Annotated in this window: 22 protein-coding genes; all 22 read left to right on the top strand. The window is 40.3% G+C overall.

The features are described from left to right. Window positions 1–3: 3 nt before the first annotated feature. On the top strand, window positions 4–1272 hold the full coding sequence (locus WKT03_RS03485) for an aminoacetone oxidase family FAD-binding enzyme (protein ID WP_340390916.1): 1269 nt from the start codon (window positions 4–6) through the stop codon (window positions 1270–1272). Continuing rightward, the gene (locus WKT03_RS03480; protein WP_021943850.1) at window positions 1259–2896 is read left to right on the top strand and encodes an NAD(P)/FAD-dependent oxidoreductase; all 1638 of its coding nucleotides are present in this window, start codon (window positions 1259–1261) and stop codon (window positions 2894–2896) included. Before WKT03_RS03485 ends, WKT03_RS03480 begins: the two co-directional genes overlap by 14 nt. 15 nt (window positions 2897–2911) lie before the next feature. Beyond that, on the top strand, window positions 2912–3769 hold the full coding sequence (gene proB / locus WKT03_RS03475; RefSeq protein WP_008400827.1) for a glutamate 5-kinase: 858 nt from the start codon (window positions 2912–2914) through the stop codon (window positions 3767–3769). Window positions 3770–3877: 108 nt separating this feature from the next. After that, window positions 3878–4099 (top strand): DUF896 domain-containing protein, encoded by a 222-nt coding sequence (locus WKT03_RS03470; protein ID WP_021943851.1) that lies wholly within the window; start codon window positions 3878–3880, stop codon window positions 4097–4099. After that, window positions 4096–4674: a 5-formyltetrahydrofolate cyclo-ligase gene (locus tag WKT03_RS03465; protein WP_021943852.1), complete on the top strand. Its 579-nt coding sequence runs from the start codon at window positions 4096–4098 to the stop codon at window positions 4672–4674. The genes WKT03_RS03470 and WKT03_RS03465 overlap by 4 nt, the downstream gene beginning before the upstream one ends. Continuing rightward, entirely contained in the window at window positions 4667–6118 is a 1452-nt protein-coding gene (gene miaB, locus WKT03_RS03460; RefSeq protein ID WP_340390915.1) for a tRNA (N6-isopentenyl adenosine(37)-C2)-methylthiotransferase MiaB, read from the top strand. Before WKT03_RS03465 ends, miaB begins: the two co-directional genes overlap by 8 nt. A gap of 30 nt (window positions 6119–6148) precedes the next feature. Beyond that, a complete protein-coding gene (gene mutS / locus WKT03_RS03455) occupies window positions 6149–8764 on the top strand; it encodes a DNA mismatch repair protein MutS (protein WP_445293040.1) in 2616 nt (871 codons plus the stop codon). 9 nt (window positions 8765–8773) lie between these two features. After that, window positions 8774–10819, top strand: a complete 2046-nt coding sequence (mutL, locus tag WKT03_RS03450; protein WP_186847537.1) for a DNA mismatch repair endonuclease MutL — start codon at window positions 8774–8776, stop codon at window positions 10817–10819. Between the two features lie 31 nt (window positions 10820–10850). Then, on the top strand, window positions 10851–11792 hold the full coding sequence (gene miaA, locus WKT03_RS03445; protein ID WP_340390914.1) for a tRNA (adenosine(37)-N6)-dimethylallyltransferase MiaA: 942 nt from the start codon (window positions 10851–10853) through the stop codon (window positions 11790–11792). Window positions 11793–11812: 20 nt separating this feature from the next. Further along, window positions 11813–13099, top strand: a complete 1287-nt coding sequence (locus tag WKT03_RS03440) for a methionine gamma-lyase family protein (protein ID WP_021943857.1) — start codon at window positions 11813–11815, stop codon at window positions 13097–13099. 61 nt (window positions 13100–13160) lie between these two features. Then, the gene (gene radC / locus WKT03_RS03435) at window positions 13161–13868 is read left to right on the top strand and encodes a RadC family protein (RefSeq protein WP_021943858.1); all 708 of its coding nucleotides are present in this window, start codon (window positions 13161–13163) and stop codon (window positions 13866–13868) included. Then, on the top strand, window positions 13855–14712 hold the full coding sequence (gene mreC, locus WKT03_RS03430) for a rod shape-determining protein MreC (protein ID WP_021943859.1): 858 nt from the start codon (window positions 13855–13857) through the stop codon (window positions 14710–14712). Before radC ends, mreC begins: the two co-directional genes overlap by 14 nt. Before the next feature lie 44 nt (window positions 14713–14756). After that, a complete protein-coding gene (gene mreD / locus WKT03_RS03425) occupies window positions 14757–15263 on the top strand; it encodes a rod shape-determining protein MreD (protein WP_021943860.1) in 507 nt (168 codons plus the stop codon). A gap of 19 nt (window positions 15264–15282) precedes the next feature. Beyond that, a complete protein-coding gene (locus WKT03_RS03420; RefSeq protein WP_021943861.1) occupies window positions 15283–18120 on the top strand; it encodes a penicillin-binding transpeptidase domain-containing protein in 2838 nt (945 codons plus the stop codon). Between the two features lie 65 nt (window positions 18121–18185). Continuing rightward, on the top strand, window positions 18186–18983 hold the full coding sequence (locus WKT03_RS03415; RefSeq protein ID WP_021943862.1) for a septum site-determining protein MinC: 798 nt from the start codon (window positions 18186–18188) through the stop codon (window positions 18981–18983). 50 nt (window positions 18984–19033) lie between these two features. Further along, window positions 19034–19828 (top strand): septum site-determining protein MinD, encoded by a 795-nt coding sequence (gene minD / locus WKT03_RS03410; protein WP_021943863.1) that lies wholly within the window; start codon window positions 19034–19036, stop codon window positions 19826–19828. Between the two features lie 18 nt (window positions 19829–19846). Next, a complete protein-coding gene (locus WKT03_RS03405) occupies window positions 19847–20170 on the top strand; it encodes a cell division topological specificity factor MinE (RefSeq protein WP_021943864.1) in 324 nt (107 codons plus the stop codon). Further along, window positions 20109–21254, top strand: a complete 1146-nt coding sequence (locus WKT03_RS03400) for an FtsW/RodA/SpoVE family cell cycle protein (protein ID WP_340390913.1) — start codon at window positions 20109–20111, stop codon at window positions 21252–21254. Before WKT03_RS03405 ends, WKT03_RS03400 begins: the two co-directional genes overlap by 62 nt. A gap of 10 nt (window positions 21255–21264) precedes the next feature. After that, window positions 21265–21660 carry a methylglyoxal synthase gene (locus WKT03_RS03395; protein ID WP_021943866.1) on the top strand — a complete coding sequence of 132 codons (396 nt, stop codon included), beginning with the start codon at window positions 21265–21267 and terminating at the stop codon, window positions 21658–21660. Window positions 21661–21677: 17 nt separating this feature from the next. Then, window positions 21678–22649 carry a D-alanyl-D-alanine carboxypeptidase family protein gene (locus WKT03_RS03390; RefSeq protein WP_021943867.1) on the top strand — a complete coding sequence of 324 codons (972 nt, stop codon included), beginning with the start codon at window positions 21678–21680 and terminating at the stop codon, window positions 22647–22649. Between the two features lie 54 nt (window positions 22650–22703). Beyond that, the gene (locus WKT03_RS03385; protein WP_021943868.1) at window positions 22704–23123 is read left to right on the top strand and encodes a hypothetical protein; all 420 of its coding nucleotides are present in this window, start codon (window positions 22704–22706) and stop codon (window positions 23121–23123) included. Window positions 23124–23177: 54 nt separating this feature from the next. After that, entirely contained in the window at window positions 23178–24569 is a 1392-nt protein-coding gene (locus tag WKT03_RS03380; protein ID WP_021943869.1) for an HlyD family efflux transporter periplasmic adaptor subunit, read from the top strand.

Raw genomic sequence — 24569 nt, 5'->3', positions numbered from 1 at the left:
AAAATGATATATGACTTGATCGTAGCAGGTGCAGGTGCTTCTGGTATGACTGCAGCTATCTGCGCAACGGATGCAGATATTTACAAACAGTTTCAGCATAAAGCAGATCAGACCCGGAAGCGTTCTGTACTGATCATTGAGAAAAATAAAAAGATCGGAAAAAAACTATATGCAACCGGAAATGGCAGATGTAATCTGTCAAACAGCAGTTTTTGTCTGGAATGTTATAACAGTAAAAATGAATTTTTCCCATATAAGGTGATCGGAGCAAAGGATTATCAGATTGTAAATCAATTTGCGGAACAGCTTGGTGTAGCTGTCAGCGATGAACACGGATATTATTATCCAATGTCCAGACAGGCATCTACGATCGTCTGGGCGTTCAACGACCGTCTGAAGAAAAATCAGATCCAGATTCATACCGGAGAAATCGTTATAGGTCTGGAAGAACAATCCGATCATACATATTGTATTCAGACGGATCAGGGACAATATTATGCAAGAAATATAGTTCTTGCATGTGGTGGAGCTGCAGCACCTGCCCTTGGTGGTACAGATGCAGGCTGTAGTCTGTTAGATCAACTGGGTATTCCGTATTATCCATTTCAACCAGCACTCTGTAAGCTTCAGGTAAAAGAAAAGATGTCTGGGTTGGCAGGTGTTCGTTCAAAGGCACTGGTAACAGTAATGGATGCATCTTCCGAAATCCACGCACAGGAATTTGGCGAGGTCCAGTTTACCGGTCAATCATTATCAGGAATTGTTATATTTAATCTCAGCCATACAGCTGGGGAGATGCTGCAGGATGGTGAGAGCGTTAGCCTTTGTCTGGATCTTGTACCAGATATAAATGAAGCTGATCTGTATATGCATTTCAGGAAATTCCGGACAAATAATCCGGAAAGGTCGCTTCAGGCGTGCCTGAATGGCTTTGTACATGAAAAACTTGCGACTTATATACTAGAACAATGCAGATGGAAACAGGAAAGAATATCGGAACTAAATGATGTTGAACTGCAGAAGCTGGCAGATCAAATAAAGAAACTGACCTTTCATGTCACAGCAACAGCCGGAGCAGAAGATGCACAGGTATCAAGAGGCGGCGCAGACACTCGTTTTATAGATCCGGAAACTATGAAGCTTACTGTACAGGAGCATGTATATGTGATAGGGGAGCTTTTGGATACCGACGGAATCTGCGGCGGCTATAATCTGATGTGGGCGGTCATAACTGGGATGAAAGCGGGATTTAGTATTTATGATTCGAATTAATAATATTAAGTTAAAAATTGGATACAAAAACGAAGATATTGAACAGGCAATCCGGAAAAGTTTAAGGATAAATAGCTTTCTATCCTATAAAATGGCTAAATTATCGATTGACAGCCGGAAGAAGGATCAAATCCATTATGTTGCCTCTGTAGATGTGTCCTGTGATCAGGAAGAGAAAATCCTAAAAAAAGTTCACAATAACAATATTATGTTAATTAAAGGGACGGATTTTAAAATCCCGGAGCATGGATCGATGCCGATGCAGTATCGACCGGTTATTATCGGAAGCGGTCCGGCAGGTTTGTTTGCAGGTCTTTTTCTTGCAAGAGAGGGCTATCGACCGATCATTCTGGAACGTGGTATGGCAGTTGATGAACGAACAGCCTGTGTAAATGGATACTGGAAAAAGGAACATCCGTTAAATCCAAACTGTAATGTTCAGTTTGGTGAAGGAGGGGCCGGAACATTTTCTGACGGTAAATTGAATACCGTAATTAAGGATAAATCAGGAAGAAGGACTGCGGTTCTTAAGACATTTGTCGAATTTGGTGCAGATCCGTCAATCCTATATGTGAATAAGCCTCATATTGGTACAGATGTGTTATTGACTGTAGTCAAGAATATTAGAAATGAGATTATAAGGCTGGGTGGAGAGGTGCGATTTGAGCAGCTTGTAACAGATATAGAAGTGATAAATCCTGAGACAACGCTCTTACATATAAAGAAGCTTTTGAAACCGGAAGAAACATATGAATTAAAAAGCAATGCGGTGATACTTGCGATTGGTCACAGTGCAAGAGATACCTTTGAAATGCTCTATAAGCGTGGAATTCCGATGGAACAGAAGCCGTTTGCAATGGGACTCCGAATCGAACATCCAAGAACCTTTATCAATGAAGCACAATATGGATATCATCCCGATTATGAAGATTTACTGCCGACAGCAGATTATAAGCTGGTGCATCAGGCAGCAAACGGACGGGCGGTCTACTCCTTCTGTATGTGCCCCGGTGGTTACGTTGTAAATGCATCCTCAGAATCCGGAAGGATATGTGTCAATGGTATGAGCTACAGTGACCGGAAAGCGGATAATTCAAACAGTGCGATCGTTGTGAATGTTACGCCGGAAGATTATCCGGGAGATCATCCGCTTGCCGGTATGTATTTTCAGAGAGAGCTTGAAGAAAAGGCGTATCAGGCAGGAAAAGGAGCAGTTCCGGTACAACGTTTCGGTGATTTTAGAATGAACAGAATGTCTGAAATAGCCGGCAAGATCAAGCCTTGCATAAAGGGGGCTTATACGTTTTCCAACCTGAATTGTTGTTTGCCAGAGTATATCAGAGATGCTATAATAGATGGTGTTTTGTCATTTGACCGGGTGATATCTGGTTTTGCAGATGATGATGCAATATTAAGCGGCGTGGAAGCAAGAACATCTTCGCCGATAAAGATACTACGCGATGCAGATCTGACATCTGCACATACTTGTATTTATCCATGTGGAGAAGGTGCAGGTTACGCGGGAGGTATAACATCCGCAGCCGTTGACGGAATAAAAGTTTTTGAGGCAGTTATGTCGAAATTTATGATACCGGACGCATCAACCGGAAATCAGAGAATGTGAGGTTTCAGATTTAAAATGGAAGATCGTTTATACTTAAAAAATAAAAAAAGAATCGTGATCAAGATCGGTTCATCTTCATTGATCCATGAGGAGACGGGTGGGCTTGATTACATAAAACTTGAAAAACTGGTACGGATCATCAGCGATCTGAAAAATCAGGATAAGGATGTTGTATTGGTATCCTCCGGTGCAATCGGTGTTGGTTCGAAGTCGTTAGGGCTTCAGAAAAAGCCAAAGACAACATCACTCAGACAGGCATGTGCAGCAGTTGGACAGGGACAGCTCATGATGGTATACCAGCGTCTGTTCTATGAATATCACCAGATCGCAGCTCAGGTTCTTCTGACGTTTGATGTAATCACATCTCAGGAAAGAAGACATAACGCTGTAAATACTTTTAATGAATTATTACAAATGGATGTTATTCCTGTAGTTAATGAGAATGATACAGTTGCAATTGAAGAAGTGGATATAAACTTTGGAGATAATGATACCCTTTCCGCTATCGTAGCCAACATGATCAATGCTGATCTTTTATTATTATTGACAGATATTGATGGCTTGTACACGGACGATCCAAGAAATAATCCGGATGCAACATTGATCCCTGTCGTAGAACGCATCGACGATAAGATCAAAGCAATGGCAAAGGGCGCCGGCTCCGGATATGGAACCGGTGGTATGACGACAAAGATTTCTGCGGCGAAGATTGCTGCAAATTCAGGAGCAGATATGCTTATTTTATCAGGAGATGATATAGGAAATCTCGGTCGGGCATTAAATGGTGAATCTGTCGGAACCTTATTTAAAGCATATAAAGAGCCGAATTTTGATGTCGTAAGATACATTACACATAAGGAATATCTACAGTAGCAATGGATATAGTATGTACCATCGTATCATATACATATATAAGATGGGTCTGATCAAACAGAAGCAGTATCCGATTCCGAAATAACAGAAATGAACAGGTGAATAAGAATGGACGAAAAAAAGATTGCAAGAATCAATGAATTATATAAGAAATCCAAGACTCCGGCAGGACTTACGTCGGCTGAAAAGGAAGAACAGAAAAATCTCAGACAGGAATACATTTTTGCCATGAAACAGAATCTGAGAAGTGTATTAAATAACATTGATATCAAAGAACCGGATGGTAGTATTACCAGGCTGGAAGATATCGATCCAACAAAAAAAGTATGATGGAACAGACAAAAGCAGAACTAAGAAAACAATATAAACAAAAGCGACGTGCCTTAACACCGGAGCAGGTGACCGTTGCTTCAGCGCAGATCAGGAAGCAATTTCTGAATTCAGATGAATATAAAGATTGCAATCATCTGCTGATCTATGTCAGTCAGGATAATGAAGTGGATACGGTCGAGATTATAAAGCAGGCACTTACAGATGACAAAGTCGTTGCTGTGCCAAAGGTATACGGAGATCATATGCATTTTCATCGGATCCATGGAATGAGCGATCTAAAGGTAGGTGCGTATGGCATCTTAGAGCCTGCCGGCTGTGAGATGCTTCATCCGACGGAAGGAATTCTGATCGTCCCGGGAATTGTATTTGATATAAACGGACATCGGATCGGATATGGCGGTGGATATTATGACCGTTATATGAAGCTTCATCCGGAACTTACCGCGGTTGCATTTGCCTATGATTATCAGGTGTTGCCGGAGATTTCATGCGAATCATTTGACGAAAGACCGGATCAGCTTCTGACTCCGTCAGAGATATACAGCTTTATGGAGAACAATAAATATGATTAATGAAATAGATAAAAAAATAGATAAAATCGATATAACAGAACCTTGTCCTACCGAAGAACCATTTCGGCAATATTATTTTATAAAAAAAGCAAGGGGGTATTACCGGGAGCTTGCGAAAAAAGCAGGAAGAAACCTGACCTGTTCGATCCAGACCTATGGATGTCAGATGAATGTAAGAGACTCCGAGAAGCTGACCGGTATTCTGGAAGAAATCGGATATACAAGCAGTGATTCTGAGGATGCAGACCTTGTTATATATAATACCTGCACAGTCCGTGAGAATGCGAATCGAAAAGTCTACGGACATCTTGGAATCATGAAACATGACAAAGAGACACATCCAGATAAGATGATCGGGCTTTGCGGATGTATGATGCAGGAACCGGATGTTGTAGCTACAATTCAAAAGAAATATCGATTTGTAGATATGGTATTTGGCACGCATAATGTATTTAAACTGGCTGAAATCTACTGCAACCGTATCGAAGCCGGCGGACAGGTAGTGGATATCTGGAAGGATACCAATCTTGTTGTGGAAGATCTTCCGGTTAAGAAAGAATTCCCATTTAAGTCCGGTGTCAATATTATGTTCGGATGTAATAATTTCTGTACATATTGTATCGTGCCATATGTTAGAGGCAGAGAACGCAGCAGACAACCGGAGGACATCATAAGAGAGGTTAAGCGGCTTTCAGAGGAGGGTGTAAAAGAGATCATGCTCCTTGGTCAGAATGTGAATTCTTATGGAAAGACGTTAGAAGAACCGATGACATTTGCCGAATTATTGCAGAAGGTGACAGAAGTTGATGGAATCGAACGTGTTCGTTTTATGACCTCCCATCCAAAGGATCTGTCCGATGAATTGATCGATGTGATCGCGGCAAATGAAAAGATCTGCCGTCACATCCATCTTCCGATGCAATCCGGCTCATCCAGGATATTAAATCAGATGAATCGTCGCTATACAAAGGAATCCTATCTGGAATTAGTAGACAAGATCCGCAGACGGATTCCTGAAATATCACTTACAACCGATATTATTGTCGGTTTTCCCGGAGAAACAGAAGAAGATTTCTTAGAGACAATGGATGTAGTGAATCGGGTAAGGTTTGATACAGCATTTACATTTATATACTCCAAGCGTACCGGAACACCGGCAGCAACATTTGAGGATCATGCAACAAAGGAAGAGATCCAGAACCGGTTTGATCGCCTGATCAAGCGAGTATCAGAGATCAGCGGTGAGGAGATCTGCCGTTATAAAGGGCAGGTCATGCCTGTACTGATTGAAAGCGTCAGCGAACAGAATCAGGCACTCTTAACCGGTCGTCTGTCAAATAATATTCTGGTACATTTTAAAGGTGATCCGTCTATGATCGGCGAGATCCGGGATGTTTCGCTGGATGAATGTAAAGGCTTTTATTATATGGGAAATCTTGTATAAACCGAATTTATAGAATAGGGGTAAAAAACAGTGGCAGCTTTAACACCAATGATGCAGCAGTATATGGAAGTGAAGAATCAGTACAAGGACTGTATATTATTTTACAGACTTGGTGATTTCTATGAAATGTTTTTTGATGATGCCCTGACCGCATCCAAGGTTCTTGAGATCACTTTGACCGGAAGGGACTGCGGACAGCCGGAACGTGCACCGATGTGCGGCGTTCCATATCATGCCTGTGATGTCTACCTGAATAAGCTGATCGAGAATGGTTTTAAGGTAGCGATCTGTGAACAGGTTGAAGATCCAAAGCTTGCAAAAGGCATAGTTAAACGTGAGGTTATCCGGGTGGTAACACCGGGTACCAATATGTCAAATGCAATTCTTGATGAAACAAGAAATAATTATCTGATGAGTATTGTTGAAAACGATGGTGCATTCGGAATTTCACTGGTAGATATCACGACCGGTGAGTTTAAGACAGCGAGAGTTCCATCCTTATCAAAGCTTACGGATGAGATCAACAAATATTCTCCTGCCGAGATCATCGGCAATCATTCTTTCATGAATTGTGATCTGGATTTCATTTATCTGAGGGAGAAAATGAAAATTTCCATTTCTGAAGCGCCGGAGCATTATTTCAATCAAATGCTCTGTGAAGATGCAATTATGAGGCAGTTCGGAGTTAATAATATGGACGGACTTGGACTGAAGGATTTCCCTGACTGTATTTTATCCTCCGGAGTTCTGCTTCAGTATCTGCATGAGACACAGAAGAATTTCCTTGCACATATCAATCATATCGTGCTGTATTCCATCGACGATTTCATGATTCTTGATTCCGCAACCAGAAGAAATCTGGAGCTTTGTGAGACACTTCGTGACAAACAGAAACGAGGTTCTTTGTTATGGGTATTGGATAAAACCAAGACAGCAATGGGTGCGAGAATGCTTCGAAGCATGATCGAGCAGCCTTTAATATATAAAAAGGATATCGAAGCAAGACTTGATGCAGTAGATCAGTTAAATAATGATATGATCAATCGTGATGAGATGCGGGAATATCTGAACCCGATCTATGATCTGGAACGACTGATGACAAGGATTTCCCTACGATCCGCAAATCCACGCGATATGATCGCATTTAAGACATCCCTTTCATATCTGCCGTATATCAGACAGCTTTTACAGATCTATCCGGATGGGCTTCTTGCAGATATTTATGAGAAAATGGATGAATTACAGGATATTTATGACCTGTTAGAGCGTTCAATCAACGACGATCCTCCGATACTGATTCGAGAAGGCGGTATTTTCAAGGATGGTTATCTGGAAGAAATCGATACTTTAAAATCAGCAAAGACAGATGGCAAGACATGGCTTGCAGAATTGGAGGAACGGGAAAAGCAGAAGACAGGAATAAAGAATCTTCGCATCAAGTTCAATAAAGTATTTGGCTATTATTTTGAGGTGACTAATTCCTATAAGGATCTGGTACCTGAATATTTTATAAGAAAACAGACACTTGCAAATTCAGAACGATATACAACAGAAGAATTGGACAATCTTGCAAGTTCGATTCTTGGTTCTGAAGATAAATTATATGCACTGGAATATGAAACCTATGTTGCGCTCAGAGATAAGATTGCGGGTGAGATCCTGCGTGTGCAGAATACAGCAAGACAGATCGCTTTATTAGACTGTCTCTGTTCGCTGTCATATGTGGCATCTGCCAATCAGTTTGTTCGTCCAGAGATTAACGAAGATGGTGTAATTGATATCAAAGAAGGTCGCCATCCTGTCGTTGAGAAGATGATGAACAACGGTATGTTCATATCAAATGACACCTATCTGAATAATTTTGAGAGCCGGATATCGATCATAACCGGACCGAATATGGCTGGTAAATCCACCTATATGCGTCAGACGGCACTGATCGTTTTAATGGCGCAGATCGGAAGCTTTGTTCCTGCTGCTTCAGCAAATATCGGTATCTGTGACCGTATCTTCACCAGAGTAGGGGCATCCGATGATCTTGCAAGCGGTCAAAGCACTTTCATGGTAGAGATGAGTGAGGTCGCAAATATTCTTCGAAATGCCACGAAGAACAGTCTGCTGATCTTAGATGAGATCGGACGAGGAACCAGTACATATGACGGACTTAGTATTGCATGGGCAGTTGTGGAATATATTAGTAACAGTGAACTGCTTGGAGCAAAAACGTTATTTGCCACCCACTATCATGAACTGACAGAATTAGAGGGTAAGTTATCCTCTGTAAACAACTACTGTATAGCAGTAAAAGAAGACGGTGATGATATCGTATTCTTACGAAAGATCGTAAAAGGCGGAGCGGATCGAAGCTATGGTATTCAGGTAGCCAAGCTTGCCGGAGTACCGGATATCGTGATCAATCGTGCAAATGAGATCTGCAACCAGCTTATCGATACGGATATAACGACGAAATTAAAAGATATCAAGATAACAAATGATTTTCATAAAAGTGCTTCCGATACCCAGATGTCATTTCTGGCAAATCCGGAAGAGAGTGCCATTCTGGAGGAGATCAAGAATGCAGATCTGTCCAACATGACACCGATGAAAGCATTGTTATATCTGAATGAATTACAGGAGCGAATCCGTTAAGGAGAACCTATGATAAAATTACTGGATCAATATACAATTGATAAGATCGCAGCCGGTGAAGTGATCGAACGTCCCGGCTCGGTTATAAAAGAATTAGTGGAGAATTCCATCGATGCGGGTGCAACTGCGATCACCATCGAGATCAAAGAAGGCGGTATGAGCTTTATCCGTATCACAGACAATGGATGTGGTATCTCAAAGGAGGAAGTTCCGGTTGCCTTCCTTCGTCATGCAACCAGTAAGCTTCAGACGGCGGATGATCTGTTAAAGATCGCATCCTTAGGCTTCCGTGGCGAGGCGTTATCTAGTATAGCCGCAGTTGCCCAGGTAGAGCTGATCACCAAGCAGGAAGATGCGCTTACCGGAACCAGATACCAGATCCACGGCGGAAAAGAGATCTCAAATGAGGAAATCGGCGCACCGCTTGGTACAACGATTGTTGTAAGAAATCTGTTTTATAATACACCTGCCAGAAAGAAATTCATGAAGGCGCCTGCAACAGAGGGCTCGTATATCTACGATCTTGTCTGTCGTATGGCAATGTCACATCCGGATGTTTCATTTAAGTTTATTATGAATGGAACAGATAAGCTATTTACATCCGGCAACGGCAGACTAAAAGAGATCATCTATCATATATATGGTAGAGATATTACGAATAACCTTCTGGAAATCCATGCAGCAAATGATCAGGTAAAGATCACAGGATATCTTGCAAAACCGAGTATATCCAGAGGTAACCGTTCATTTGAAGATTATTATGTAAACCAAAGGTATATAAAGAGCAATATATTAACAAAGGCAATCGAAGATGCATATCGTACCTTTGTTATGGTTCATAAATTTCCATTTACAGTTATCAATTTTGAGATTGATCCATCTCTGATCGATGTAAATATCCATCCTGCAAAACGGGAATTGAAGTTCATAAATGAACCGGATATGTATGATTTTACTTATATAAGTGTCAGAAAGGCGCTGTTATTTAAAGAACTTATCCCGACTGTTACACCGGGAAAGGATAAACGACCGGAGACACTGGCAGAACGAAAGGTGGAGAAGCGCCCGGAGCCATTCGAAACAAACCGGAGGGCCACAGAGCTTCCTCCGCAGCCGACAAGGCCAGCGCAGCAGAAAAAGCCAAGCATGCCAATGCAACCGGCAAATTCAGGTATATCTGCTCAACCAACGTCGACACCATCTGTTACGATGGAAAACAGAAGCAGCTCGCCGGTTGAAATCCAATATTTGAAAGAAGATAATCAGTCTGGTAAAAATATCACAAATAATATGGTTGCTGAAAATATTGTTCCGTATTTGACACAACCGGCAAAGACAGCATTAAATTCTGCTGAAGCGAGTGTACAGACTAACGAAACATCAGAACAGAAGAAACAGGAACCGATCACATCGGAAGCTAAGATTAAATACGAGCAGATGGATATGTTTGAAGATAAATTTCTGACACCGGAAGCTAAGAAAAAGCACCGGATCATCGGGCAGTTATTTAAGACATACTGGCTGATCGAGTACGAAGATAAGTTCTTTATCATGGATCAGCATGCCGCACATGAAAAGGTAAAATTTGAGGAATTAATGGCAAACTATAAGAATAAGACTGCCATTCCTCAGTATCTGATGCCACCTGCGATCGTATCCTTGAGCGGAACAGAATCAGAGTTCTTACGGGAAAATCTGGAATTTTTCCAGAATCTGGGATTTCAGATCGAAGGTTTCGGTGGAAAAGAATACAAGCTGTCAGCCGTTCCGGCAAATCTGTTCGGATTAGACGGCAGAGAATTATTTCTGGAATTTATCGGAGAGTTATCCGAAAACGGACAGAAGCAGACGATTGATACATTTATCAGTAAACTTTCCACAATGGCGTGTAAAGCTGCGATAAAGGGGAATACTTCCATTAGCTTTAAGGAAGCAGACATCCTGATCGACCAGTTGATGAAGCTTGAAAATCCATATACCTGTCCGCATGGCAGACCAACCCTGATCTCCATGACAGAGACAGAACTAGAAAAGAAATTCAAACGAATTGTTTAGTAATTAAACTTATATAGAAACGGAGCAGCAAATGAAGCCTCTTGTTATATTAACCGGACCGACAGCCGTAGGTAAAACAAATCTGTCGATCGGTCTTGCAAAAAGAATAAACGGTGAGATCATTTCTGCAGATTCCATGCAGGTCTATCGAAAGATGGATATCGGAACTGCCAAGATCATGCCGGAGGAAATGGATGGCATTCCCCATCATCTGATCGATGTATTAGATCCGAAGGAGCCGTTTAATGTTGTATTATTTAAAGAACTTGCAACAAAGGCGATGGATGATATCTATGCCAGAGGACGGATACCTGTCATTGTCGGCGGAACCGGCTTTTATATTCAGGCAGTTTTATACGATATTCATTTCGATGAAAATGACGATGATAAAAGCTACCGTACTTATCTGGAACAGCTTGCGGAAAAACATGGAAATCTCTACCTTCATCAGATGCTTGAAAAAGTGGATCCGGCGTCAGCCGCAGCCATTCATTATAACAATCGTAAACGTGTGATCCGGGCATTGGAATTCTATAAAGAGACAGGAATCCCGATCTCCAAACATAACGAGAAAGAATCCAAACGGATTTCTCCATATAATTTTGAATATTTTGTGTTAAATGATGCAAGATCAAAATTATATGATAGAATAGACAGGCGAATTGACATCATGGTAGAACAGGGATTGATCGAAGAGGTAAAGGCATTAAAGGATCAGGGATATACAAAAGATCTGATATCCATGCAGGGGCTTGGATATAAAGAGATCCTCGATTATCTGGATGGTGTAACATCTTTAGATGAAGCCCTATATATCTTAAAACGTGATACCAGACATTTCGCCAAGCGTCAGATCACATGGTTTAAGAGGGAAAAAGAAGTCACCTGGGTGGATAAGAGTGAATTCACATCAGAAGATACCATTATGGATTTCATGCTTGAACAGTTGCGGTCAAAGGGAATTATTTCATAAAATAAAATGGAGCAGATAAAATGAACACATTATTAAAAGATTATTATACATCCTTACACATTGATGAACGGGTATTTGATTACTGTCAGAAGATTGAAGACAGCTTAAAGGACCGTTTTGCAGCGATCGATGCCATCTGTGAGATCAACCAGATGAAGGTCATCAAAGCCATGCAGGATAATCGTCTGGCGGAAGCGCATTTTGCAGGTTCCTCCGGATATGGTTATACCGATGACGGACGAGATGCACTCGAACGGATCTATGCAGATGTATTCCATACGGAAGATGCGCTGGTCCGTTCTCAGATCACCTGTGGAACACATGCGATCTGTACGGCGTTATTTGGTAACTTAAGACCGGGAGATGAACTGCTTGCAATCTCAGGAAAACCATATGATACGATGGATGAGATCATCGGACTTCGCCCTTCACCGGGTTCTTTGGCAGAATATGGTGTTACATACGCCCAGGTAGATCTGACACCGGAAGGAGAGTTTGATTTTGAAGGAATCCGAAATGCGATCAATGAACACACAAAGCTTGTGGAGATCCAGCGTTCCAAGGGTTATGCCGTACGTCCGACTTTATCCTGTGAGAAGATCGGAGAAGTGATCACATTTGTAAAGAGTATCCGTCCGGACATCATCTGTATGGTAGATAACTGTTATGGTGAATTTGTTCAGGATAAAGAACCAACAGACTATGGCGCAGATCTGATCGCAGGTTCCCTGATCAAGAATCCAGGTGGCGGACTGGCTCCGATCGGTGGTTATATCTGTGGTAAGAAGGAATATGTGGAAAATGCCGCATACCGTCTTACGACACCGGGACTTGGCAAAGAGGTTGGTGCATCTTTAAATAATACAAAGGCTTTTGCACAGGGCTTATTCATGGCTCCATCGGTTACGGCAAGTGCTTTAAAGGGTGCGATTTTTGCTGCAAATGTATATGAAAATCTTGGTTTTAAGACAGTCCCGAATAAGACAGAGGATCGTTTTGATATCATACAGGCAGTTGAACTTCAGACACCGGAACGTGTGGTTGCTTTCTGTGAAGGGATTCAGGCGGCTGCACCTGTTGACAGTTATGTAAAGCCTGTACCATGGGATATGCCGGGATATGATTCTCCTGTTATCATGGCGGCCGGTGCATTTGTATCCGGTTCTTCAATTGAACTTAGTGCGGATGCCCCTATGAGAGAACCGTATGCTGTATATTTTCAGGGAGGACTTACCTATCAGCATGCAAAATTTGGAATTGTAATGACATTGCAAAAAATGGTAGAAAATAACCTTATAGTGTGGTAGATTTAGTTCGAATGTCACCTTTCTTTCAGGCATTGGAGAGGCGGAGAGAAAAGGAGGACATATGAATTCTAATTTTACAATGCGGGATATGGCTGTTACAGAGCGGCCATATGAAAAATGTCAGCAAAGTGGTCCATCCGCTTTGAATGATGCTGAACTGCTTGCAGTTATACTTCGAAGCGGAAGCCGAAAAGAAAATGCACTGGTTACAGCCCAGCGTATTCTGAACCGTCATTCGGTTCATAAAGGCTTAGTCGGACTGAAGCATCTGACATTGGAAGAACTGATGTCGATTGATGGGATCGGATATGTAAAAGCGATCCAGATGCAATGTATCGGTGAATTATCAAGACGGATAGCGGAAGCGGAATATAAACCATTTCTGACATTTGGCAATCCGCAGAGTATAGCAGATTATTTTATGGAACGTACCAAATATCTGGATAAAGAGCGGGTTTACAGCCTGCTGTTTGATTCCAGACATTGTTTGTTGGGAGAGAACTGTATATCAGAGGGAACGATCGATCATGCAGTTATATCTCCAAGGGATATCTTTATAGATGCCTTAAGCTATCACGCAGCATATGTTGTTTTGCTGCATAATCATCCATCCGGGAATCCGGAACCAAGCAGACAGGATATCTGCTTGACAAAGAGAGTAGCAGAAGCAGGCAGAATGCTTGGAATCCTGTTATCTGATCATATTATTATAGGGAATAATTGTTTTGTCAGTCTGGCAGAAAGAGGAATGTTGAATGAGACGTCGTAATAGAAAAAGAATAGAAATAACTCCAAAATATTTTTTGCTTGCATTAACGATAGTATGTGTAGTTTTAATGATCGCATCACTGTTTTTTGACAGTATAATGCCGTCAGTCCGTAAAGCAACAAACACGTTTATTCTTCCAATGCAAAAAGGAGTAAATACAGTAGGAAGCTGGGTAGAATCTAAGGTAGAAGCACTGAAAAATTACGAAGATATTGTGGCGGAAAACGATCAGTTAAAGGAACAACTGGATACCTATAGATCCACACTTGCCCAATATGAACAGAACTCTTATGAGCTGGACCGGCTGCAGAAACTGTATGAGTTGGATGCACAGTATACTGATTACGATAAAACAGGAGCAAGAGTGATATCTAAGGATACCGGAAACTGGTTTGATGTCTTTTATATTGACAAAGGAACCGATGATGGACTGTCTATTGGTTGTAATGTATTATATGGAAATGGTCTGTGCGGAATTATCACAGAGATTGGAGCGGATTATGCAAAGGTCCGTTCGATCATCGATGATACAACAAATGTAAATGCAACAATCCTGCCGGCTCAGGCAATCTGTAATGTATCCGGAAGCCTGACAAATTATGCAGACGGCTACCTGCTTGCGGAAAATATAGATAAAGATGCAGATATATCAGAAGGAGATCAGGTTGTGACCTCACATGTTTCGAGCAAATATCTTTCTGGAATCAATATAGGCTATATTGCAAAGATAGAAAATGATTCCAACAATCTGACCAAGACAGCGTATATTACGCCGGCTGCTGATTTTTCTAATATTGAAGAGGTTCTGGTGATCCGCCAAACAAAGAAAAATGTTACAGATTAAAAACAATTGATAGAACTAAATGGTAGAAGAAGGTTGAAACAGAATTGAAACGAGTATTTACATTAGGAATTTTGATCATTATATGTTTTGTATTACAGACGGCATTATTTCCCTATATAGAAATTGCCGGAACAGCACCGGATCTGATGCTGATACTGACAGTTTCTTTTGGTCTTATGCGCGGTAGAAAAGAAGGAATGCTGGTTGGTTTTTTCTGCGGTTTTCTGTATGATCTGTATTTTGGATATGCGATCGGACCGTTTATGATCCTTTATATGATTCTTGGATATTGCAATGGATTTTTCCACCGTTTATATCTGGTGGAAGATGTTCTTTTACCAATGCTGATCATTCTGATTGACGATCTGTTTTTTAATTTTGCAACATATATTATCTTTTTCTTGTTGCGGAACAGGCTGGAATTTTCAATCTATCTGAAGGATATCATTCTTCCAGAAATGATCTATACAGCATTGATCACACTCTTTACATTCAAGTTTTTTGTATTTGTGAACAAGACACTAAAGCGTCTGGAAAAAGCAAACGAATAAGAACTGGAAGGAAAATACAATGATAAAAGAATTTTTGAATCTGATAAAAGAAAATATTGTAGAACATGTAAAACACCGGTTGTTTGTTGTGACATTGATCGTTCTGGTTCTCTTTGGTGTACTGGTTTACCGTCTGTTTGATCTACAGATCGTAAACGGAAAAAAGTATCAGGAAAGCTTTACCTATAAATCAGTGAAAACAGTCTCGGTGAAAGCAACCCGTGGAAATATATACGATTGTAACGGAAAACTGATTGCTTATAATGAAGCTTCCTATACATTGTCATATAACAGTGCTACCGATCTGTCAGAGATTGCTGCTGCACAGGGAACAACATCCAACGAACTGCGAAATGATATAGTATATAAAACGATCCTGATTCTGGAGCAGAATGGAGATAAAATATCAGTCAGTCTGCCGATCAAGCTGACAGGAAAAGGATTTGAGTTTACAGTATCAGGAACATCATTGAATACTTTTCTTATGAATGTATACAGTGCCAGCTCTGTCGATAAATTGACAGATCAGCAGGCATCCTCAACAGCAGAAGATGTATTCCGTTATATGAGAGGAAAGGATCTCTTCAATATTTCAGATACTTATTCGGATGAAGCAGCATTAAAGATTCTTGCCGTCCGGTATGAGATCTGGCTGAACCGTTACCAGCAATACATGTCTGTCCAGCTTGCGGATGGTATCAGCGAGGAAAGCTATGCAACGATCAAAGAAAATTCAAATGAACTGCCAGGCATGGAAGTAAACGTAGAATCCCACCGTGTCTATAATGATGCTATTTATTACGCACATATTATCGGATATATCGGAAATATCTCAAATGAAGAGATGGACAAATATAACGAGAATCTGGATGATTCCGAAAAATATACGGCTGATGACATGATCGGAAAGGCCGGGTTGGAAAGTGAATTTGAATCTTATCTGCGTGGTAAAGACGGATATCAGAAAATGTATGTAGATAATCTGGGGAAGGTGATCGAGGTTATTGATTCGCAGGATTCTGTAGCAGGAAATGACATTTATCTGACGATCGACTCGGATCTTCAAAAATACTGTTATAATGCTCTGGAAAAGGAAATTACTTCCATCCTGCTTGCACATATTAAAAATGTAACAACATCAAATGACAAAGATGATATCCCGATCACTGACGTTTATTTTGCATTATTTGATAATAACATTATCAGCATTGACGATCTGGCAGCAAAGGATGCCACAGATCTTGAGCGTTCAGTAAATGATATATTTCAGAGTTCCAAAAGCTATACACTTGGAAGACTGGATGATATCCTGAATTCAAGTCATATACCATTATATAATCTGACAGACCAGTATCAGGATTATATGGAATTTATCTGCGAACAATTAAGTGATGCAGGCATTTACAGTCCAAGCAAGATATCAAAAACAGATGATACCTATGTATCTTATATCAATAATAATATTTCGCTGTGTGAGTATCTGAAATATGCGATCAGCCAAGGCGCAATCGACATTTCCTGTATTTCAACGAAAAGTGACTATTATGATACAGATGAAATCTACAATGTGCTGACGGAATATATTTTAAAAGAATTTGAAAATAATACCAGTTTCGACAAACTTGTTTTCAAATATATGATAATATCAGGAGAACTTACAGGAAGTCAGGTTATTAATCTGTTATATGACCAGGGTATCTTAAATATGGCAACAGATGAGGACTATTCCGATTATAAGGCAGGATCCATCAACAGCTTTGACTTTATGTGTAAAAAAATAGAACAATATGAGATAACTCCTGCCATGCTGGCACTGGATCCATGTTCCGGCTCGATCGTTGTGACTGATCCAAATTCCGGAGCTGTAAAAGCAATGACAAGTTATCCAAGTTATGATAATAATCAGCTCACAAATTCCATTGATGCAGATTATTATGCAAAGATTACGTCGGACAAGACAACACCAATGTACAGCAGAGCAACGATGCAGCAGACAGCTCCCGGATCCACCTTCAAGATGATAACTGCATTTGCAGCAATGAATGAAGGCGCAATCGGTATCAATGACGTGATCCAGACCAAAGGATATTTTGATAAAACAGAAACACCTGCGAAATGCTGGATTTATCCATCAGCACATGGAACGATCGGTATATCTAAGGCAATCGAAGAATCCTGTAACTATTTCTTCTATGAACTGGGTTACCGTATGGCAACACAAGATACCGGAACCTATAGCGATATCACTGGTGTAGAACGGCTTCAGAAATATGCAGGTATGTTTGGATTTGACAGCACCTCCGGCATTGAACTGCCGGAAAGTAAACCGCAGATATCAGATGCGGATGCAATCCGTACTGCGATTGGACAAGGTACAAATAACTTTACAGCAACACAGCTTGCCCGATATGTTACAACACTAGCAAACAGCGGTACATGCTATGACCTGAGTCTTGTTTCAGAGATCAAGGATATTAACGGTAATGTTGTATATAAAAATGAGCACAAGGTTCACAACCAGCTCGATTTTCCTGCCGAGCAATGGAATGTTGTCAGACAGGGCATGCGTCAGGTTGTTTCCGTCCATACGAGCAGCAGTGCTTTGATTAATCAGATCAATGTTGCAGTAGCCGGCAAAACAGGTACGGCCCAGCAGAGTGATGCCAGACCGAACCATGCGTTATTTGTATCATTTGCACCATATGAAAATCCTGAAGTTACGGTTACAAGTGTAATCCCGTTCGGATATTCTTCCGGTAATGCAGTCGAATTGACCGGACTTGTATATGCCTATTTATACGATCCGGATGTACTTGAAAATACAACGATCACCGGTAACAACGCACTTTCAGATTAAAAGATAAGATACGTCGGATAAATTCATTTTTGAACAGTTATATTTATGAAAACGAGGTAAGAAACATGGATACCGACGTTATTATTAAGGCGAACAGCCACGGGATCAGAATTATATTTCATAATGATGATCCATTGGAGCAGCTCCTGGTGGATATAAAAGAAAAATTACAGCACCAAAATGCATTTTTAAAAAAAGAAGGAAAAATTTCTGTTTCTTTTGAAGGACGGGAGTTGAGCCGAGAGGAGATTGCGCAGATTCTGTTTGCATTAAATCATCTGCCGGAGACTGAGGTGGAATTTATTTGCGATATTCCTGATAAAGGGAGAACAGAGGATCTCTGCAATCAGATTGATATTCCTCCGCACAGGTCAAAACACCGGCAGCCCGCCGCTGTCGGACATACAGCACATGTGGATCATGTTATTAGACATGAAGCTCCTGCTACAGATACGGCCGCTTCAAATAAAAAAGTATCACCAGATGATACCGCAGGTCAGAATGTTTCATCTTCAGGAGATAACAACCTGTTTTTTTACGGAAACATTCGGAGTGGTCAAACACTTGAAGTAAAAAAAAGTATTATAATAATTGGTAATGTTGAAAAAAGAGCAAAAGTTATTTCCGGTGGAAATATCATTATCCTCGGCAGCTTGCATGGAAGTGCAGTCGCCGGAAAAGATTTGCAGAAAAAACGCTTTGTACTGGCTCTTACCATGGAACCGGTTCATATAAAGATCGGAACTGTCAGCTATGCAGCAAAACGACAGTTCCATGATAAATTAAATACAAAGGATGCAGTGATAGCATACTGTGAAAATGACCAACTGATCTTTCAGCCGCTGTCGCAAGCTTCACTATAAGATAAAAATTCTAAAAATCAGTATGAAAAGATAATTTACGGAGGTGTTTTATGAGTGAAGTAATTGTTGTTACATCAGGAAAGGGAGGCGTTGGTAAAACCACAACTTCAGCCAATATCGGCACAGGTCTTGCAGGTCTGAAAAAAAGAGTGGTCATGATCGATACGGATATCGGACTGCGAAATCTGGATATCGTCCTCGGACTGGAAAACCGTATTGTTTATAATCTGGTTGATGTAGTAGAAGGAAACTGCCGCTATAAGCAGGCATTGATAAAAGACAGGAACAATCCGGAGCTTTTTCTATTGCCATGTGCACAGACCAGGGACAAAACCGCTGTTTCTCCGGAACAGATCATAAAATTGATCGATGAAATGCGTTCGGATTTTGATTATATAATCATTGATTGTCCTGCCGGAATCGAACAGGGATTTAAAAATGCTATTGCAGCCGCAGACAGGGCAATTGTTGTTACAACACCAGAGGTATCTGCGATCCGGGATGCAGACCGTGTTATCGGGCTGTTAGAAGCAAATGAGATTACGTCGATTGACCTTATCATCAACCGGGTACGATATGATATGGTAAAAAAAGGTGACATGATGTCTGTCGATGATGTTGTTGATATTCTAGCCGTCAACCTTCTGGGTGTAATACCGGATGATGAACAGATCGTTATATCAACAAATAAAGGAGAACCACTTGCTGGAAGCAATACAACATCCGGCAATGCCTATATCGATATCTGTAAACGGATTCTTGGTGACAGTATTCCCTTGACTGATTACAATACATCGATCCGGCGAAACCCTTTCAAACGGTTATTTCGAAAAAAACATGCATAAAAGGGGTGAGTGGTAGGAATGAAAGATATCAAGGTAATCAACAATGTTGTAAGTTATAATTCTGGTCATTATGCCAGAGAACGTTTAAAATATATCCTGATGGCCGACCGGATTGGATGTACGCCAGATGTCATCACAAGGATCCGGGATGATCTGTGTAAATGCGTTTCTAATTATGTTAATATTGATTCGCCAAATACAACCGTACAGCTTTCAGAATCCTTCCTGATCGCCAAGATCCCGGTTAAAGGAATACATATGAAAAAGGAAAAAGAAAAAGATGAAACACTTCAAACAGATGGACATATCAACGGAGAAAAAGTACAGACTGATCAATTATAATTTTAAGCTGATCCTGTTCGTGATCGCAGCCATGATCATGGGAAGCATTACGATCTGCAGCGTTCGTCCGGACTTCCTGACGAAACAATTGATCGGTGTCAGTGCATGTATCATCGGTATGATCGTTGTATCACTGATCGATTATGATTTTATTTGCAAATATTATATGGTACTCTATGTCATCAATATCGGCCTGTTGTTGCTGGTTCTTGTCGCAGGTTCCGGTGGCGGAGATACAGGAGTTCATCGATGGTTTTATATATCAGATTCGTTCACCATTCAGCCATCAGAATTTGCAAAAATCATTCTGATCCTGTGTACGGCTGTATTTCTGGAAAAAAATTATGAAAATCTTAACATGCCAAAAGTACTTGCAAAGCTTGCAGTATTTTTGGCTGTTCCTGTTGGACTGATTGTGGCCGAACCAGACCTTTCAACCTCAATCTGTGTTATGGCAACGCTTTTTATCATCATATTTGTCGGAGGGCTGAGTCTGAAGCTGATCGGTATCATGATTCTGGTCCTGGTTCCCGCATTTGGAGGATTTATCTGGTATATTCAGCAGGATAATCTGCCTCAGTTTTTGAAAACTTATCAGATTAATCGTATTCTGGGACATATATACGGAAGTGAATATGGTGCTTCGTCTGACCAGCAGGATAATTCAGTTATGGCAATCGGTTCCGGTCAGCTATCCGGAAAAGGAATCAACAATTCAACGGTAGCTACCGTAAAAGATACCAATCTGATTTCTGAGCAGCAGACAGATTTCATTTTTTCGGCGGTCGGAGAAGAATTAGGATTCATTGGAAGTGTTATTATTATTGCAATTTTATGCCTGATAGTGTTACAATGTATTCGGGTTGCCAGGCATGCAAAAGATAAAAAAGGAATGTATATTGCGACAGGTATTGGGGCGCTTGTTGCATTCCAGACATTTATCAACATCGGAGTTGCAACAGCACTTTTGCCGAATACAGGACTGCCGCTCCCGTTCATCAGTTACGGACTAAGTTCGCTTGTCAGTATGAGTGCCGGAATCGGACTCGTTTTGAACATAAACCTGCAAAAGAAAAAGTATTAGGAGGAGAGCTATGAATATAGGGTTAATAGCACATGACGCAAAGAAAAAACTGATGCAGAATTTTTGCATTGCATACAGAGGAATCTTAAGCAAAAATGAATTATATGCAACAGGAACGACAGGACGTTTGATCGAAGAGGTCACAAACCTTAATGTTCATAAATATATCGCTGGACATCTCGGAGGGGAACAGCAGTTAGGTTCCCAGATTGAAAATAATGATATTGATATGGTTATTTTCCTGAGAGATCCATTACATCCAAAGGCTCATGAGCCGGATATCAATAATATATTTTTACTTTGTGATATGCACAATATTCCATTAGCAACCAATCTTGCGACTGCAGAGCTTCTGATCAAGGCGCTTGATCGGGGCGATTTGGACTGGAGAGAATTTTACAAATAAACAATGGAGAGTTTGATATGAAATATCAGATAAAACTGCTGATTTCCATCCTGACAATCGGCATCCTGTTTACCGGATGTGCCAGACGAAGCTATGATACCAGTGATCAGCTTGTGCTTGGAATATCAGAAAATCTGCCGCTGTACAGTACAGACAGTTTCGGAGAAAACCATACGGTCATTCCGGATGGTGAAAGCCTGGCGGATGATAATTATAAAGATACAAAAGCTGCGGTACTGTTGAACGATACAACACAGGAAGCGTTGGTCGTCCATAATGCACATGATAAAATATATCCTGCCAGTATGACAAAATTAATGACAGGACTTCTTGTGATCGAAGCGATTGAAGATGGTTCCTTATCGCTTGATGAAACCATTACTTTAAGTCATACCGTTACCTTTCAGGAAAATAACGTCGGAGCTAGTGACCTGACAAAAGGATGTAAAGTTACAGTTAAGAACCTGTTATACGGATTGCTGATCCGTTCCTATAATGATTGTGGTGTTCTTTTAGCAGAACGGATTGCCGGCAGCGAAGATGCCTTTGTTGAAAAAATGAATGAACGGGCATATGAGCTTGGAGCTACGAATACGCATTTTGTGAACTGCCACGGTCTGCATTCGGATGACCATTATACAACTGCATATGATCTTTATCTGATCTTTTCAGAATTTATCAAACATGATCTGGCATATCTGATTGATTCCCTGACATCTTATGATTTTACATATACAGATGCAAATGGTGAAACAAGAAGCGTTACATTAGAAGCAACGAATGGATATATTTCAGGTGAATTTCAGTTCCCGGAAGGATATTCTTTGGGATCCTGGAAATCGGGAACGACGACGGCTGCGGGTAATTGTCTGATCCTTGAATTTGTAAAGGATGATACCGGCGACAAATATATCGCTGTTATCGCAGGTGCAGAAGACCGTAGTACGTTATATAATGATATGACAATGTTGATCAATACTGCAAAATAAACAGTTAATCAAATAACTGTTTTAATATATTTTAAATCATTCAGGAGGTTTATTATGATTCAGATTATTACAGGTGATAAAGGAAAAGGAAAGACAAAGGTTTTAATTGACAAGGTCAATAATGAAGTAAAGGTTGTAGCAGGTTCTGTTGTATTTATCGACAATAATAACAAGCACTTATATGAGCTGAGTAATCGTGTCCATATGATCAACTGCACTAATTATGAAGTTAATAATCTGGAGATGTTTGCAGGGTTTGTTCTCGGAATAATTTCCCAGACAAAAGATATAGAGAAGATTTACATTGATAATTTTACATCTGTTGCTTATGTCAATAAAGAGCAGGTAAAAGTAGCACTGGATATCATTAATAATATCAGTGAGAAATTTAATATCAGTATTATAATATGCTTTGCAACGGACAGTTCCGATGTTCCGGACGAATATAAAGATAATATCATTGCTGCTTTATAGTTCCATATCAACTGTCTTATACGCATATATTATATGGAGTAAAAGGAGATATATATGGCTTCCATAAGAAGAAAGAAGAGAAAATGGCAGCCGGTGAAGATCAGTTTTGGATTTGTCATATTTGCAATTATGTTTGTATACATGTTGATTCGTATCATTATGTCGCTTGGTGACCATGATCTGAGTGTATTTCAGGTGGAAGAGAGCAATTATGATACGAATTTTACTGCCACCGGACTTGCTGTGAGAAAAGAAACTTTGAATTACAGCTCTACCTCCGGATATGTCTGCTATTATATCCGGGATGGCGAAAAAGTTGCAAAGGGTGCCAGTGTATATTCTGTTGATGAAACCGGTTCCATGCAGGATGCATTGTTTGATGTTCAAAATAGCGGAAGCAGTGTGTTATCCGATAATGATTATAAAGATCTGAGCAAACAGATTCAGATTTTTAAAGCAGGATTTTCACCGTCAGATTTTTCAGAAGTATATGAATTTAAAAATTCCATGGACAATAAGGTTCTGGAAATGTATGAAGATATGGCGCTTGAGCAGTTATCTTCAAACCAGTCATTTGATTCAACTTTTTCAGCTTCGAAATCAAATGTCAGCGGTATTGTAACCTATTACATGGATGGCTTTGAAGGTTATGATATCAACAATCTTTCAGCAGATGATTTTGATAAAACAAAATATACCAAAGAAATGTTGAAAAAAAGCGATGTGGTTGAGTCCGGGAAACCTATATATAAGATCATAGATGATGAAAACTGGAAGATTGCAGTCATGCTTACGAAAGAAGAATATGCAAAAATCAAAAAGAACGAAACAATCCGGTTTACAATCAATGATTCATCCAGACGGTTATCTGCAAAGTATGAAACAGTTGAACAGGATGGAAATTATTTCATTATTATAAATATGCACCGTTATCTGGCAGAATATGTCGCTGATCGTTATCTGAATATCACATTTGTATTCTCAGAAACAAAAGGACTAAAGATTCCGAATTCAGCGATTACCGAAAAGGATGTTCTGATGATCCCAGTCAGCTATCTGACTGGAGGAAGCGGAACAACCGAGAAAAAATATTTTAATAAGATCGTATTAACAGCGGATGGGACAACTTCGGTTGAACAGATATCCCCTACTATATATTTTACAGATGATCATTTCTGTTATGTGGACCCGGCAGATATAGATGATAATACCGTTCTTGCAGCAAACGAATCAGATATTACATTTAACACATCTACCGCCGGCACATACAAATTAAAAGGTGTTTTCTGCGTTACACAAGGTTCTGCAGTATTTAAGCAGATCGATGTTATTGTAGATGGTGATGATTATTCGATCATTGATCCAAATACCGCATATGGTATCTCCGCTTACGACAGGATCGCATTGGATGCCACCTCCGTAAAGGAAAAACAGATCATATATTAG

It is taken from the genome of Coprococcus sp. HCN-4056 (genome assembly GCF_037892645.1).
Classification (GTDB): Bacteria; Bacillota; Clostridia; order Lachnospirales; family Lachnospiraceae; genus Coprococcus; species Coprococcus ammoniilyticus.
Note: the sequence above shows the minus strand (reverse complement) of the source record. Positions and strands in the feature narration are given on the sequence as shown.